The sequence below is a fragment of the Sphingobacteriales bacterium genome (assembly GCA_016706405.1).
Taxonomy (GTDB): Bacteria; Bacteroidota; Bacteroidia; order Chitinophagales; family UBA2359; genus BJ6.
In genome coordinates this window covers 1,122,109-1,137,240 of sequence record JADJJT010000002.1, presented here as the reverse complement: position 1 = coordinate 1,137,240, position 15,132 = coordinate 1,122,109, and the positions used below count along the sequence as shown (strand labels likewise).

The 15,132-nt window shown below is 39.7% G+C and carries 15 protein-coding genes and 1 pseudogene; 6 read left to right on the top strand and 10 right to left on the bottom strand.

Annotation, left to right across the window (positions count from 1 at the left end; all coding sequences use genetic code 11):
* Positions 1-3: 3 nt before the first annotated feature.
* The 4 genes and pseudogenes from IPI59_10805 to IPI59_10790 all read right to left on the bottom strand — a co-directional run bounded on the left by IPI59_10805 (position 4) and on the right by IPI59_10790 (position 1,805).
* Positions 4-174 carry a hypothetical protein gene (locus tag IPI59_10805; GenBank protein ID MBK7528023.1) on the bottom strand — a complete coding sequence of 57 codons (171 nt, stop codon included), beginning with the start codon at positions 172-174 and terminating at the stop codon, positions 4-6.
* 525 nt (positions 175-699) lie between these two features.
* Positions 700-1,366, bottom strand: a pseudogene (locus IPI59_10800) (hypothetical protein).
* Positions 1,342-1,641, bottom strand: coding sequence for a hypothetical protein (locus IPI59_10795; protein MBK7528022.1), 300 nt, complete (start codon positions 1,639-1,641; stop codon positions 1,342-1,344). Before IPI59_10795 ends, IPI59_10800 begins: the two are co-directional and overlap by 25 nt.
* Entirely contained in the window at positions 1,590-1,805 is a 216-nt protein-coding gene (locus IPI59_10790; GenBank protein MBK7528021.1) for a hypothetical protein, read from the bottom strand. The genes IPI59_10795 and IPI59_10790 overlap by 52 nt, the downstream gene beginning before the upstream one ends.
* Positions 1,806-1,966: 161 nt before the next feature.
* On the opposite strand from IPI59_10790, the gene IPI59_10785 reads away from it, so the two are divergent.
* The 3 genes from IPI59_10785 (at position 1,967) to IPI59_10775 (ending at position 4,976) form a co-directional block, all read left to right on the top strand.
* Positions 1,967-2,734, top strand: a complete 768-nt coding sequence (locus IPI59_10785; protein ID MBK7528020.1) for an IS5 family transposase — start codon at positions 1,967-1,969, stop codon at positions 2,732-2,734.
* Positions 2,735-2,986: 252 nt separating this feature from the next.
* The gene (locus IPI59_10780; GenBank protein ID MBK7528019.1) at positions 2,987-4,357 is read left to right on the top strand and encodes a peptidylprolyl isomerase; all 1,371 of its coding nucleotides are present in this window, start codon (positions 2,987-2,989) and stop codon (positions 4,355-4,357) included.
* Positions 4,358-4,373: 16 nt separating this feature from the next.
* Positions 4,374-4,976 carry a shikimate kinase gene (locus tag IPI59_10775; GenBank protein ID MBK7528018.1) on the top strand — a complete coding sequence of 201 codons (603 nt, stop codon included), beginning with the start codon at positions 4,374-4,376 and terminating at the stop codon, positions 4,974-4,976.
* A gap of 32 nt (positions 4,977-5,008) precedes the next feature.
* Here IPI59_10775 and creD read toward each other — a convergent pair whose 3' ends face one another.
* The 6 genes from creD to IPI59_10745 all read right to left on the bottom strand — a co-directional run bounded on the left by creD (position 5,009) and on the right by IPI59_10745 (position 11,502).
* Positions 5,009-6,376 (bottom strand): cell envelope integrity protein CreD, encoded by a 1,368-nt coding sequence (gene creD / locus IPI59_10770; GenBank protein ID MBK7528017.1) that lies wholly within the window; start codon positions 6,374-6,376, stop codon positions 5,009-5,011.
* 119 nt (positions 6,377-6,495) lie between these two features.
* Positions 6,496-7,821, bottom strand: coding sequence for a glycosyltransferase (locus IPI59_10765; protein ID MBK7528016.1), 1,326 nt, complete (start codon positions 7,819-7,821; stop codon positions 6,496-6,498).
* 29 nt (positions 7,822-7,850) lie between these two features.
* Entirely contained in the window at positions 7,851-8,378 is a 528-nt protein-coding gene (locus IPI59_10760; GenBank protein MBK7528015.1) for a rod shape-determining protein MreD, read from the bottom strand.
* A gap of 12 nt (positions 8,379-8,390) precedes the next feature.
* A complete protein-coding gene (mreC, locus tag IPI59_10755; protein MBK7528014.1) occupies positions 8,391-9,353 on the bottom strand; it encodes a rod shape-determining protein MreC in 963 nt (320 codons plus the stop codon).
* A gap of 201 nt (positions 9,354-9,554) precedes the next feature.
* The gene (locus IPI59_10750) at positions 9,555-10,067 is read right to left on the bottom strand and encodes a hypothetical protein (GenBank protein MBK7528013.1); all 513 of its coding nucleotides are present in this window, start codon (positions 10,065-10,067) and stop codon (positions 9,555-9,557) included.
* 403 nt (positions 10,068-10,470) lie between these two features.
* A complete protein-coding gene (locus IPI59_10745) occupies positions 10,471-11,502 on the bottom strand; it encodes a rod shape-determining protein (protein ID MBK7528012.1) in 1,032 nt (343 codons plus the stop codon).
* 323 nt (positions 11,503-11,825) lie between these two features.
* Between IPI59_10745 and odhB the strand changes: the two genes are divergently transcribed.
* The 3 genes from odhB (at position 11,826) to IPI59_10730 (ending at position 15,104) form a co-directional block, all read left to right on the top strand.
* Positions 11,826-13,085, top strand: coding sequence for a 2-oxoglutarate dehydrogenase complex dihydrolipoyllysine-residue succinyltransferase (gene odhB, locus IPI59_10740; protein ID MBK7528011.1), 1,260 nt, complete (start codon positions 11,826-11,828; stop codon positions 13,083-13,085).
* Positions 13,086-13,184: 99 nt separating this feature from the next.
* Complete coding sequence (locus IPI59_10735; protein ID MBK7528010.1) at positions 13,185-13,547, top strand: DUF3127 domain-containing protein; 363 nt, start codon at positions 13,185-13,187, stop codon at positions 13,545-13,547.
* Between the two features lie 129 nt (positions 13,548-13,676).
* Positions 13,677-15,104, top strand: a complete 1,428-nt coding sequence (locus IPI59_10730; GenBank protein ID MBK7528009.1) for a B12-binding domain-containing radical SAM protein — start codon at positions 13,677-13,679, stop codon at positions 15,102-15,104.
* Positions 15,105-15,132 lie beyond the last annotated feature (28 nt).

Genomic DNA, 15,132 nt, shown 5'->3' with positions numbered 1-15,132 from the left:
TTATTACCTTTGTTGGTTTAAAAATATTATAGCTGTTGGGCTGTTGGGCTGTTGGGCTGTTGGGCTGTTGGGCTGTTGGGCTGTTGGGCTGTTGGGCTGTTGGGCTGTTGGGCTGTTGGGCTGTTGGGCTGTTGTAGGTATAATGCCTACAAAATTAAGAAAAAAATGTTTCATTTAAAAATGTTTTTTTTGAAGTTAAAAATGGGTTTGATTTGTGGTTTTTTATTCCGATATTGTCTGAAACAGGGATTTATAGGATTAACGGATTAGCAAGATTTCGCAACTTCCCCCCCTTGGAGTGCAGGGGTGGGTTATTTCCTTGGAGGGGCGCAGAAGTGGGTTAATCTTCCGGATGAGGGGGATAGGGATAAATACAAGGCGGTGAGCTACGGGTTTAGTATTTACCCCTGCCCTTGCTTAAAGCGCGGAGGGTGCCGGTGCGGAGGGTGGCAAAGCAAAAAATCATAGCAAACGGCGGTTATATGGTTAAATACAGCGGCAATTTACGGCATTTATTTTAAGTTGTATATGTTTGGGCAAAAAAATTTCTGAACCATAATTTTTCTTTTGCTTCCGTAAATTGTCAGAATCAGGATTTATACTATTAGCTAGACGGGCGGGGAATTATTCATAAAATATTGCAGTTAGGGCCCTTGTTCGGCGGTTGAAAGCGTTTGGTTGCGCCTTGCCATTACACGGTTAATGTCGCGCAGGGCTTTGGGCAGTTGGTAGGCTTCGAGGTTTTGTCAGCGTCCACCCAGCTAAAAAAGCTGGAACATATTTGTTTGGAAAGCCTCCGCCAAACACATTACAGCAAACGCCTACAACGGTTCCGTATTAAACATGGTATTAATGCGGCCTTGCTATGGTCGGCCATAATTAAGCCACAAAATTGTAATCCGTATCTATAAATGCTTGCTCAACCATGCTCCAGGCAGTTACTAAACTGTAGTTATTTTTAAGGTTCGAGACAGTTGGTATCGGCACCTAAATTGCACCACGCCCCAATTACCGAGTTGCCAATAAACCCGTCGTGGGCTTTGTTGCTATAACCCCAAAAAACGCTGTTGCTTACTTCGCCACCTATTTTGCAACAGGGGCCAATGGTAGTATTTGAGTAAATTTTTGCCCCCATTTTAACCGTAGCACCTTCGCAAAAAGGGCAAACGGCCCTCTTATAGTGCTGCCCTCCATTATTTTCGGCATTTGGGCCTATATAAATTGGGCCTTCGGTGGCATTTAAAAAGCACCTGAATTTTAGCACCGGGTGCTATAAAAATATTATTATTAGGGTTTAGTGCTGGCTAAACGCGCCGAGTGGCTGGCTTTGTTTATTTTTAGTTAAAAGGGCAAAATCGTTTTCAATTTCGGTGCCGTTAAGGGTAAAAAATGTCCCAGGGGGGTTAGCATTTTGTAGTTGGGCAACAAAACAACATTATCTTTAATAGCTGTATGTGTCGGTGGATGCTGCACAGAGGCGGGGGTACAAGCAGCTACAATTTTATGTGTTTGAGGGTGCAAGGCTATGTAGTTTGGTGGAATTTGGCAAATAGAATCGACCAGTTTGGCATTTGGAATTATGGCACTATTTACCCAAATTTTAAAAGCTGATTTTTCTTCGGGATATTCATTTGGATACAATGCTTGTAAATAAGGTTGGGTGTAAATTTCAACTGCAATCCGGAGTAAGCCGCCCATTTTTCGGCCAAAGTTAAAATGCCCACGCGCAAAGTTGCCGCACTGCGGGTGTGTGTTAAAGGCAATAGCTGTTGCCATTCTACATCATCAAAAAGTATAATTTGTATCTTTGCCATGACTTAGAGACTGTCTAAAAATTAAAAATTGGCATGCCAGTCCTAAAAATTGATAGGAAAAAAGTTATTAAAAGAGATGTGAATAAAAGACTATCAGTTTGACGTTTAAATAATAATTCATAGCTTTATGAAAATCAAACACATAAAGTAAAATGAAAACCTACCCAAGCAGTCTCACCGATAGTCAATGGAGTGCAATATTAGGCATTTTAGACGACAAACGGAAACGAAAACACAGTTTAAGAGAAATTTTTAATGCGCTGTTCTATTTGCTTAAAACTGGCTGTCAATGGCGCATGCTGCCGTTCCATTTTCCGTCATGGAAGCTTGTTTACTACTATTTTACCAAGTGGAAGAAGGATGGGACGATAGAACTCATCCATGAAATACTCAGGGATAAGACTCGAAAGCAAGCAGGCAGGGCTTCATCGCCAAGTGTTGGTATAATTGATAGCCAGAGCGTAAAGACAACAAGCGTCGGAGGCTTGTGCAGAGGGATTGACGGGGGTAAAAAAGTTAAAGGCAGAAAGCGGCATATTATTGTAGATACAATGGGACTACTTTTAGCGGTTGTGGTTCATGCGGCAAATGAGCATGACAGTAAATCAGCCCCAATGGTTATAGCTGACCTCAGAGGCAGGTTTTGCAGATTGGTAAAGATAGTAGCTGATGGCGGGTATAGAGGCGAGTTAATTGAAAATACCCGCAAAACGTTTGGGTGGGTGGTTGAGGTTGTAAGTAGATCGAATACAGCCTCGAAATTCGAAGTATTGCCAAAAAGATGGATTGTTGAAAGAACTTTTGCATGGCTCGAAAGCTATCGAAGATTGAGTAAAGACTTTGAGTTCCAAACCGAAACGAGCCAGACAATGATCCAACTTGCCATGATAAAATTGATGCTTAATAGAATTAGAAAATAAAATTTAGACAGGCTCTAAGGCTTCAAAAGAAAGTAAGTAGCAAGTAAAACATCCGGAAAAAACAACGAATTACTATAAACCACTTTTAAGTGCTAACTTTGCCAGCGGTTTGTTAAAAAAATCAGTCCTCTTTATTCTTACCACTGTTGCAACCAAACTATTAGCCTTGGCATCTTGTTTGTTTAATTTGTTGGCTGAGAATTGTTTTCTTTAACCATATTTTTATTTATTTTTGAAGTTATTGGCAAAAAAATGCGCATTACTATTATTATTTGTTTTTTATACTTTTTTAGTTTCACTACCACGGCATTTGCCCAAACAACGCAACCTATTTTACTCGATAAAATTGTGGCCAAAGTGGGCAAACACATTATTTTAAAATCGAGAATTGATGCCGAAACACAAGCAGCCTTAGCACAAGGCATTAAAGAACCCGAATTAGAATGTGCCGTCTTAGAACAAGCCTTGCTCGAAAAAATATTTGTAACGCAAGCCGAAATTGATAGCGTAGAAGTAGGCGAGGCTGAAGTTGAGCACGAACTTGACCAGCGCATGAATTATTTTATTAGTGCATTTAATAACGACATAACGCAGTTAGAAGCCTACTACGGCAAAAGTATTGCCGAAATAAAAAACGACCTGCGCGAAAAAACCCGCGACCTTTTAGCGGCGCAACGTATGCAAGGGCAAGTTACAGGTAATACTGCCATTACCCCCTCTGAAGTGCGCGATTTTTACAACGCCCTGCCACCCGACAGTATTCCATACATTAACTCGGAGGTAGAAGTTGGTCAGTTGGTTATTACACCCAAACCAACACGGGCACAAAAAGAGGTGGTAATCAATAAACTGCTCGATTTGCGCCAGCAAGTGCTTTCGGGCAAAAAATCGTTTGAAGACCTTGCCAAAGGATACTCTGAAGACCCCGGAAGTGCCCCACACGGCGGTAATTTGGGGTGGATGCAGCGCGGCTCGTTAGTTCCTGAATACGAAGGAGCAGCCTATTTATTAAAACCCAACGAAATATCGGATGTAATTGAATCGAGCTACGGTTTGCATATCATCCAACTAATTGAAAGGCGCGGGGAAAAGATAAATACCCGCCATATCTTAATCCGGCCGGTTCCGGATTGGGCGCAAAACCAAGCCACTCAAAAAACTTTAGACAGTATTAGAAACTTAATAGTGGCCGACAGCCTAAATTTTAAATTAGCAGTCGAAAAATATTCGGACGATGAAAACAGCAAACGCTTTGGCGGCATGGTTCAAGATGCACAAACCGGCAGCAGCCGTATTGAAATGAACCGCTTAGACCCAACTGTGTTTTTTGGCATTGACGGCTTAAAGCAAGGTGAAGTTTCAAAGCCTCAGGAGTTTAAAAAACCGGATGGCACAACCGCTTACCGAATTTTATATCTTTACGAGCGCACCCAGCCGCACCGCGCCAATTTAAAACAAGACTATGCCCGTTTTCAATCGTATGTTGAAAATATAAAACGACAAGAGGCCCTACTGAAATGGTTAGATAGGCGAATTCCGGAAACATACGTTTGGCTTGCCCCCGAGTTTCAAAATTGCACCATGAGCCAGCGTTGGGCTAAAGCAGCACAGGGCGGCGAATAAAACATAAGGTAATATTTTGCCCAGTACTTGGTCGCTTAAACCTAATAAAAATGATGTTCTTGTTATGTTTTTAGTACAAAAACCCATTTTTTTAATTGGCTACATGGGTTGCGGCAAAACAAAATCCGGAAAAAAATTGGCTCAATTGCTGCACACCCAATTTATAGATTCAGATGTCCAAATTTCAAACAAAGAGAACTTATCTATTCCTGAAATATTTGCCCGGCATGGCGAAGCTTATTTCCGGATATTAGAGCATAACTGGTTGCAAAATTTTGGCCACTCTCGTACTCCGTTAGTAATTGCTGCCGGCGGTGGTATGCCTTGTTTTAATGATAACATAGCCCTAATGAACAAAATTGGTCTAACTGTTTATTTACAGGCATCGGTAAATTTGTTAGTCAAACGTTTGGCCACGCCCAAAGCGCAACAAAAACGCCCGCTCATTGCCCACCTTAAAACACCCCTTGTACTTGCAGCGCATATAGCCAGCCAATTGACCGAGCGCGAGCCATATTACCTCCAAGCTCAAATTGTATACCTGTTGACCATTTACCGGCGGGGCAAATTGAAACAACTATTTTTAGCAGCCTTAACACCTATTTACACACCTAAATAAAGCCTAACATCAACAAGCAAATTAAAGTGCTATTATTTACTACCTAATTGGTACCAGTCAATTTTGCGGCTTAAGTGCATAACCGTTGCCAAAAAGGCAAACAAGCCCAAACTGCCAATTAGCAGGGCATAATCTTCGAGTTGTAATAAGGTAAACAAAAAGCCGTACAGTAGCACTAAAACAGAAAAAATACCTAAAGTAAGCCATTTATTATTAAAAATACTGTTGCAATAAAGGGTAATTAAGCCAACAACTCCGCTGGCAGCCACTATATAAGCAAGGTTAAAACTTATATATTCGGCCAATGACAACAGCAATAAATAAAAAATGCAAATGGCAAAGCCTACCATTAAATATTGTATAGGGTGAATACGCAAACGATTTAAAATTTCGGTAAAGAAAAAACTGGTAAAAGTTAAAACCAAAAAAAGCAATGCGTATTTGGTGCTTCGGTTGGTTTTGTCGTAATGACTTACCGTTTGCATTAAACTTACCCCAAACGATGAGTTTTGAACCGAATAGGTAGTGCCCAACCATTCTTGCGGATAATTGCGGTTCAAATGTAATACTTTCCAATGGGCTTTAAATCCGGATTTTAATGAGTCTTTAGTGTCTGGCAGAAATGCACCGTTATAACTTGGGTCGTTCCAAGGGCTGGCCATAGCTACGCTGGTTTCTTTGCCAAGGGGGGTAATATGTAAATAATCGCTGCCGTTTAAATCGAGGTTAAGTTTAAAATTCAGCTTGTGATTGTTGGTATTACCAGCACTATTTGCAGCTATTTCATTATTTATATTTAAATTAATATTACAGTGAACGCCCGTGTCGCAAATATCGTTATTGCCGGTTCCGGGTTCAAACAGCAAATTTTGCCCATTCCAATTTAAGGTTATATTTTCGTTAATACCACGCATATCGCTTATACCAAGCGTTACAAATGCCTGGTCCCACAAAATATCTTTAGCATCAACACCCAAGTCGGTAAAATTCGGATAGTTAAAAAAGCCCTCCATATTCAAATCACTTTTATACAAAACCGCCTGGTAGATACTTCTTTTTCTCAATTCCGGATGCAAATTGGCATCAACACTAAGTTCTTCGGGTAAAAAGTGGGCGTAGGCAATTTGCATTATGCGTTGGCCGTCTGCGTTGGTTTGCCATGTTTTATAAGGTATATTAATTATGGGGCCAGTTAACTGTTGGGGTTGGCCCCAGTTGGTGCTAATCTCTGCAACAACCTGTCGATAGCGCGCGGCGCGCTCGTTTACCAAGTCGTAAATAATAAAACTTGGTATCATTAATAAACCAATCATCAGGCCAATAACAATAATTTTAATAATTACCGATTGGCTGGCGCGGTCTGACCATTTTTCGGATTGTCCGGGAGGCAAATTGCTCATATCATCTGTTATATTAAATAATTTTACCGTATTAGCAGGTTATTCTAAAATTCAGATGCTGTTTTAGTTTGTCGGGTTGTATGTAGAACAAAAATGAGCAAAATTTGACTATAAAATTGCTAATTTGTTATATCTATTTTGTTTTGGGCAATTATTTCTTGGTACAAGGCATCCATATTATTTATTAGCCGGTTGAAATGAAAATGTTCAAGTGCCCAGCTTTGCCCGTTTTGCGCTAAATATTGTTGCATCGGTAAATTGTTTAGCAGTTGAATTAGCTGTTCGGTAAACAGCGTTTGGTTGTTGTTGGGTACTAATACTGCCGTTTTGTTAGGTAGCACTATGTCGGCAATACCGCCCGCCTCAACGCTAATAATGGGTTTGCTGGCAGCTTGCGCTTCGATGAGGCTGACTGGCGTGCCCTCGTTAAACGAAGTGAGTGCTATTACATCAAGCCCGGCATAAACAACATCCATTTGTTGCGCCCACGAGGTAAATATTACCTGTGGTGTTGAAATTTGGTTTTGTGTTTGATGGCCGATTAAATTGGCGGCAGCATCCGGATAATTTGTATATTCACTATTGTCGTCAAATTGCAAACTTGCTTCTTTTTCATCCGGATTAAAATTGTTATCGTAGGGTTGCATTGTCCAAGTTAAATTCAAATTAGTGGCTAATTGCTGCAACGAGGCCAACAACTCGCCATTGCCAATAATAAAGGCACAAGCTGGCTGTTTTAAGTGTGGCAACGCGGCGGCGTAGGCTTTTAAAAACATAGCATGGTTTTTTACGGCTGTTAGCCTGCCAACAATGCCCAAGGCCAAACAATTTGAGGGCAAATTATAATATTGCCTGAAATAGGCGCGTTTTGCTGCTTGGTTTAAGGTAAAGGGGTGTAAATTAAAACCTAAAGGCACAACTGCAATTTTATGGCTTGGGCAAACACGATATACGTTGGCAAGTTCATGCTTTTGTTTTGTACTTAGGGCAATTACTTTGTGGCAATATTTAGCTAAACGCCGCTCGGTCTGTAAAAAAAATCGGGTTTTAGCATGGCCAAAATACGAGTGAAATACATGCCCGTGGAACGTATGCACAATTGCCGGAACCTTACTTACATGTGCAGCCAAACGCCCTAACGCACCTGCTTTTGCTGCGTGGGTGTGTACAATATGTGGTTTAAACTGCGCTATTATTTTAAGCAAATAACGATAAGCAAAAATATCGTTTAGCGGGTTAATTGCCCTTCGCATGTTTGGCACGTAATGAGCCGTTATGCCCATTGACTCGAGTAAATAGTCTGACGATGCCTCGCTTTCGTCTTTAATGCCCGACAATAGTAAGGTTTCGTAGCCTTTGTCGGTTAAATATTTAGTTAGTAAACCTACGTTGTGTGTTGGCCCACCTATATTTAACCGGTTAATAATTCGTAAAACTCGAGGCATTTGTTCGTGGATAGTGTTGGTAAAACAAACTATGAATTTCGGCGAGGTGGCGGATGAAAAATATATTCAAATAAAACACATAGCACAAAGGCCATGCCTGTTGAAAGTGCTATTTTTGGCAAAATATTATCAAAATACGAAAAACTGTAGGCATCAACCACATAATAAAAAGTTTGATGAGCCAACAACAATATAAGGCAATAAATTGCAAACCATTTTAATCCTAAGCTCGCTATTGATGGTTTGTCGCCGGGTTGATAGTCGCTAACCGGGCGATTAAAGGCAATTACCGGATGGCGCAAATAGGCCATAAAAACGGTTGCCGAAGCATGCAATCCGGGTGTATTTACAAAAACATCAATTATTAAACCAGTTAAAAATGCCAAAATCAAGCTTAACCATCTTTGCACTTCAAAAGGAAGCATCAAAATACAAAGCGGGTAAATAACAGGTGTTATACCGCTTGGCAGTTCGATACGACACAAAATAAGCGTTTGAAGGGTTAAAAGCCCTACAAAGCGCAAAATTAATCCTATTGAAAAATTAGCATTACTCATTTATTTACTTATTTATTTATTCCGGTCTTCAAGGGTGCGTTGCTCGTTTTTGCGTATATTGTCAATTAAATACACGTATTCGAGTGTTTGAAAATCGGTGTCTAAGCGCACCCGCAGCCTGTAAAGATTTGAGCCTTCGGCAAGCTGAATATCGTCAATAACGCCAACGGGCAGGCTGGCCGGAAAAAATTCGGAATAACCACTGGTTAAAACAGTATCTCCGGCCATAATTAATATGTCTTTACCTATGCCTTCAAGGTAAGCGTACTTAGGGTTGGGCATGGGGTCGTTCCATGTTAGCGAGCCTTTTACATTGTTGCGTTTAACTTTACAGCTTATTTGCAAATTGCGGTTCAGTATTGGTATTACTGTTGCAAAATTAGGACTTACCGCGCTAACTACACCTACAATACCATTTTTACTTACAACGCCCATCTCTTGCCGAACGCCATGCAAACTGCCTTTATTTATCGTTAAATAGTTGTTTGTACGGTATAGCGAACCATTAATAATTTTAGCACCTAAAAAATTATACAAGCGAGCATCGCGACTAATTTTTGCTTCTAGCTCTAAAGCCGCTTGTTTTTTAAGGCTGTCTATTGCTAAACTGTCGTAGCCCATACCCGCCGTGTCTAAGGCTAAAGGGGCGTTGTAGTTGTTGGCAAACAAGGTTGGGTAAATGTCTATGCACTCGCTGCCCGTGTTTAGGTCTAATTGTTGACGAAGTGTGCTTATTTCTTGTAACAACAGGGCGTTTTCTTCGGCTAATTGGGTGTTTATATCTTGCAGTTTAACGTAGTCGCGTATTTTATCAGTTTTTTCAATCATTGTACCCGTTACAATATTTAAATTGCTAAATGTTGTAGCCCTTTGGTAATGGTTGTACCGAAGCAGCAGCCCAAACGAAAGAATTTGCAAGAGCAGGAAAACCAAAAAGGCATTGTATCGAGTAAAAAATAACAACAAATTGCGCATGGCAAAACGTGTTTGAAAAGATTTAGTGTTAACTTATTAAATTAGATGGAATTAGGAGGAGTTCGAGCTGAATTTAGTATAAGTAGATACTATTAATGGTTAGGTAAAATATTGTAATTTTCCGGATAAAAAAATGTGCACTTTTTTAATTTTATTATAAGCTTTAATTGCTGGCTACCTTTATATCATGAATCTTTAAGTTTATATTTTTAATGCTGTTTCATATATTTTTTTAACGCTGTTTTCTTTTTCGTGTATTAATAGTGTTTCAATTTTGGGCAACAATTGGCTGTTCAAATTTGTTTTAAGTTTAATAATTTCGGACAAGGCGTAAGCGGTGCTCCAGCGCACTACTTTGCTTTCGTTGGTAGTATTTTCGAGCAAATTAGCGACGGTGTTTGCTAAATTTTGGGGGTAAAGTGGGGCAATATTGGCAACAATTTTTGCCGCCTCCCATTTAATGCGCGAGGCTTTTGCCAACAAGTTTTGGGTAGCAAAGTTAAGACAATTTAAATTGGCAATATCCGGAAATAATTTGGTTGCGTATTCAATGGCTTCAATACAGTTGGCTTTATCGGGGTCTTTCTTAATGTTTGAAGTCACTTTTATTAGGTCGTCTAAACTAATATTTTTACTTAATATAAGTTCGGCAATAAGTTTGGTTTTTGCTTTTGCTTTTATACTTTTATCGGTTAGAATATTGTTTAGCGTCATGTTTTGGTAATAATAGACAAAATTTTTATCTTTGAAGTTGTTTAAGAATTAAACCATAATAATTAACCACATAGACACATAGAATTTGTTTAAGCATTAAACGGTGTGGCAGTTTTAAGGACTTGATACTAAGAAACTATTGAGATAAAACAGGCTGTAAAATGTAAAACAAATATATTGACAACTTAGTTTTGCAATTACTTTAGTAGTACATAGTTTCAAATTAGTTCAAGAAACTAATTTTTAAACAACTTCTTTATATCCGGATTAGTTTTTTATTTTAACAAAATTAAATATAAAATGATGTTCGCCTATGTAAAAATGGGCAATTTGTCATTTCTTATATTATTACTTTCGCTTCGTTTTGCCTTGTACTGTTGCTACCGCCAATTATTTGGTTTATCTATTTACCCATCAAAAACGGAAATTTATTGATGTTTTTAAGTGCTTCGCCTGTGCCGCGAACAACCGCTCGCAAGGGGTCTTCGGCCACGTGTACTTTTAGCTTTGTTATAGCCGATATGCGTTTGTCTAAGCCGCGCAGCAAGGCACCGCCTCCGGTTAAATAAATACCAGTTTGATAAATATCGGCGGCCAATTCGGGGGGTGTAATTTCGAGTGCTTTTAAAATAGCCTCTTCAATTTTAGCAATTGATTTATCTAAGCTATGGGCAATTTCGGCGTAATTTACGGTTACTTGTTTAGGAATACCGGTCATTATATCGCGGCCATTTACGGCATAATCGGGGGGAGGGTTTTCTAAGTCGGTAAGTGCTGCGCCTACATTAATTTTTACAGCCTCGGCGGTGCGTTCGCCAATTAAAAGGTTATGTTCGCGGCGCAAATACTCCATAATATTGTGGGTAAGTTCATCGCCGGCCACTCGTATTGATTGGTCGCAAACAATACCCATAAGTGCAATAACAGCAATTTCGGTAGTTCCACCGCCAATATCAATTACCATATTTCCTACGGGTTCGCTAACATCAATACCAATACCCAAAGCGGCGGCCATCGGTTCGTGTATCAGGTAGCGTTCTTTGGCGCCGGCGGCTTCGGCTGAGTTAAAAACTGCCTTTTTTTCTACCTCGGTAATTCCCGAAGGTATGCAAATTACCATTTTATACGAAGGACTAAACCACTGTTTGTTAGTGTACAGCATTTTAATCATTTCGCGAATCATGTTTTCGGCGGCTTCAAAATCGGCTATTACGCCGTCTTTAAGTGGTCGTATGGTTCTAATGTTTTCGTGGGTTTTTTCGTGCATTTGCATAGCGCGTTTGCCAACGGCAATAACTTTACCGGTCAAGCGTTCTATGGCAACAATTGAGGGTTCATCTACCACCACTTCGTCTTTATACATAATGAGGGTGTTGGCAGTGCCAAGGTCAATGGCTATTTCGTGTGTTAGGTCTAAAAAACTAAGTAATCCCATTTATAATAACAATAAACTGAGTCGAATTTAAAATTTGTTTCAAAAAAGCCAAAATAAAACCAAGCCAAAGAGAAGTATAATAGAAACTATATACCATCTTTACAATAAATAAAAGGCAAGTTTATATTGGCATTTAACGCGCAAAGATAGTGCTTTATTGAAACTTTTAAAAATTTGTTTCCGGAAAAATCAAAACTTCCCACTCGAAAATAAAATATCCGGAGCTGTGCTAATTTTAAGCAAATAACCCATCTTAAATTTGGCAAATTAAATACACGTAAACTGCAAACTTTGTACTTTTGTGGTTAAATTAAAAAGAAAGTATGTCATTACTTGAAGTGAAAGTACCACCAGTGGGCGAGTCGGTTACCGAAGTTACAGTAGCTAAATTATTGGTAAAAAACGGCGATATTGTAGCTATTGACCAACCTATTTTAGAATTCGACAGCGATAAAGCTACCCTTGAACTGCCCGCCCCCGCCGCAGGAAAAGTGAACCTGTTAGTAAAACCCGGCGACGACCTTAAAATTGGCGACACTGTTTGCACTATTGATACACAAGTTGTAATTACCGAAGAAACCACACCGCCACCACCGGCCAATAATCTTCCGGATGAGAATACAAATAACGACAATACCAAAACAAAAACGGTACAAAATGATGGTGAAACCTACACCAAAGGCCATCCATCTCCTTCGGCTCAAAAAATTATAACCGAACAAGGTTTACAAACTGAAAAAATTGCAGGCACGGGGCCCAAAGGGCGAATTACCAAAGCCGATGCCCTACAAGCTGCCGATAATATTACCAAACAACAAAATGTACAAATTACAAGTAATAACAATAATGTAGTAGATACCGATACATCCGAAAACAATAAAAATATCCGGATAGAAAAAATTACCCGCCTGCGCAAAACCATTTCGCAACGTTTGGTGGCCGTTAAAAATCAAACAGCCATGCTTACCACCTTCAACGAAGTTGATTTGCACAATATTAACCAACTGCGCGACAAATATAAAGATGTATTTAAAGAAAAACATGGAATTGGGCTTGGTTATATGTCGTTTTTTAGCAAAGCCGCAGCCCAGGCTCTTATGGAGTTTGAGGCGGTGAACGCTTATTTTAAAGAAGACGAAGCCATTATTGAATACCATAATTTCGTTGATATTTCGATAGCCGTTTCAACACCCAAAGGATTAGTTGTGCCGGTGATGCGCAATGTTGAAACGCTTAACCTTAAACAAATTGAATTAGCAGTGAAAGACCTTGCCACCAAAGGCCGCGACGGCTTGCTAACTATTGACGATATGACGGGCGGCACTTTTACCATAACCAATGGCGGTGTTTTTGGCTCGTTGCTTAGCACTCCAATTTTAAACCCGCCACAATCGGCAATTTTGGGTATGCACAGTATTCAAGAGCGGCCAGTTGCCATCAATGGCCAAATTGTAATACGCCCCATGATGTACGTTGCCCTTAGTTACGACCATAGAATTATTGACGGCAAAGAGGCAGTTAGCTTTTTAGTGCGCATCAAACAATTATTGGAAGACCCAATTAAATTGTTTTTAGAACTTTAACCTTTACTTGTTCTTTATCACTCACTATCCCAAAAAAATACAGCAACTTATTTAACATTAAACTCAATAATAATAAACTTAATTACATATCTCTGACTTATGCAAATTACCGCCACTTTAGTTCAGTTATTACCCTTGCAAACGGGCGAAGGCCGCAATGGCCCATGGAAAAAACAAGAAATTATAGTAGAAACTGATGGCCAGTACCCTAAAAAAATATGTATTTCAATTTGGGGGGATAAAATTATCGAATCTGTGCTTCAAGTAGGTCATCAACTAACTATTTCGTTTGACCTTGAAAGCCGTGAATTTAACGGCCGGTGGTACACAGACGTAAAAGCATGGAAAGTTGAGCCAGGCAATAGTAGTAATACCAATACCAACAGCCAACAAACCTCTGCCGACAACAGCTCAAACGAGCCGTCAATACCCACCGATACCGGAGACGATTTGCCCTTCTAATTAAATACGATTTGGCATATTATCTTTATTTATATTGTACAAAGCTTGGTATAAATTATATTTGGCCCTAATGCAACAAATATAATATAGTATAAATTTGCTATTTTTACCAACTATCTGTTTTGCTTCATGCCATTTCGTATTGTTTTTTCGCACGGCTATTTTATACAATTAGATGCCAAAGAACAGCCCATTATGCGGCCTTATCCGCCTTTGGGTTTGCTTTATTTGTCGGCATTTTTGCAGCAACATGGCTTTGCCAACGAAGTGTTTGATAATACGTTTTACTTGCCCCACGATTTTAAGCAGTATTTGCTTAAAAACCCACCTCATGTATTAGCTTTTAATGTTAATTTACTTACCAAACTTCACATTTTACCGCTCGTAAACTGGATTCGCGAACAGCCAAGTTTACAAAATACAATTATAGTTTTGGGTGGCCCCGATGTAACCCATAATACAGATGCCTACATACAAGCAGGCGCTGACGCTGTTATTTACGGCGAAGGCGAACAAACTATGCTGGCCTTAGTACAAGCTTTATCATCCGGATATTTGCCTACCGACCCAAAAGCTATGCAGCCTATATCCGGACTTGTATGGCGCAATGCCTCAACGGGGCAAATAACCCAAAATCTACCCCGCCCCGCCTTAAAAAATATTGACGATTTGCCTCAGGCCAACTGGCAGGCAATAAATATGCACCAATATATTGAAACATGGAAAAAACACCATGGTTTTAGTTCCATATCAGTAAGCACACAACGCGGCTGCCCTTATACATGCAAATGGTGCAGTACCGCCGTTTTTGGGCAATCGTACAGGCGGCGTGCGCCAAAATTAGTAGTAAAGGAGTTGGAATATTTACGGCAAAATTATAATATGGACTTAATTTGGTTTGTTGATGACGTGTTTACCGTTAGCCACAAATGGCTACAAGCATTTGCCAACGAACTTAAAGCCCAAAACTTTAGCTTTGCCTTTGAATGTATTACCCGCGCCGACCGCCTAAACACCCAAGTTTTAGAATTGCTGCATCAAACAGGCTGCGTAAAAGTATGGATAGGTGCTGAGAGTGGCTCGCAGTCAGTAATTAATGCCATGGACAGGCGGGTAAATATTGGGCATGTTCAAAAAATGCTAATCGGTGCCAAAAAATTAGGTATTAAAACAGGCACATTTATAATGCTGGGCTACCCCACCGAAACCCACGCCGATATAGTTGAAACAGTGGCACATTTAAAAATTGCCAACCCCGATTTTTATACCATTACCACTGTTTACCCCATAAAAGGTACGCCGTTATATACCGAAGTTGCGCCTCAAAATTCAAATTTTATGGAAAATTGGGCAGCAAGTTCAAATAAAGAATTGATTTTCAAACGCACTTATCCGGAAAAATATTATTATTACGCCATACGTTGGGTGGTGAATGAGTTTTTATTTTTCAAATTACAAAAAACAGGTAAAACTTTTCATCCAAGGGCTGTAAAGGCAAAACTAAAAGCATGGGCTGCTTGGGTTGGCATGTTTTTTTACAAGCAAACTACTTCTTAAATTAAACTATACGAATAGTTACCTTACA

Bases quoted from the DNA above. Each gene is read 5' to 3' on its own strand.
- IPI59_10805 (MBK7528023.1), bottom strand. From the start codon at position 174: ATGAAACATTTTTTTCTTAATTTTGTAGGCATTATACCTACAACAGCC.
- IPI59_10785 (MBK7528020.1), top strand. From the start codon at position 1,967: ATGAAAACCTACCCAAGCAGTCTCACCGATAGTCAATGGAGTGCAATA.
- IPI59_10780 (MBK7528019.1), top strand. From the start codon at position 2,987: ATGCGCATTACTATTATTATTTGTTTTTTATACTTTTTTAGTTTCACT.
- creD (MBK7528017.1), bottom strand. From the start codon at position 6,376: ATGAGCAATTTGCCTCCCGGACAATCCGAAAAATGGTCAGACCGCGCC.
- IPI59_10765 (MBK7528016.1), bottom strand. From the start codon at position 7,821: ATGCCTCGAGTTTTACGAATTATTAACCGGTTAAATATAGGTGGGCCA.
- IPI59_10760 (MBK7528015.1), bottom strand. From the start codon at position 8,378: ATGAGTAATGCTAATTTTTCAATAGGATTAATTTTGCGCTTTGTAGGG.
- mreC (MBK7528014.1), bottom strand. From the start codon at position 9,353: ATGCGCAATTTGTTGTTATTTTTTACTCGATACAATGCCTTTTTGGTT.
- IPI59_10750 (MBK7528013.1), bottom strand. From the start codon at position 10,067: ATGACGCTAAACAATATTCTAACCGATAAAAGTATAAAAGCAAAAGCA.
- IPI59_10745 (MBK7528012.1), bottom strand. From the start codon at position 11,502: ATGGGATTACTTAGTTTTTTAGACCTAACACACGAAATAGCCATTGAC.
- odhB (MBK7528011.1), top strand. From the start codon at position 11,826: ATGTCATTACTTGAAGTGAAAGTACCACCAGTGGGCGAGTCGGTTACC.
- IPI59_10735 (MBK7528010.1), top strand. From the start codon at position 13,185: ATGCAAATTACCGCCACTTTAGTTCAGTTATTACCCTTGCAAACGGGC.
- IPI59_10730 (MBK7528009.1), top strand. From the start codon at position 13,677: ATGCCATTTCGTATTGTTTTTTCGCACGGCTATTTTATACAATTAGAT.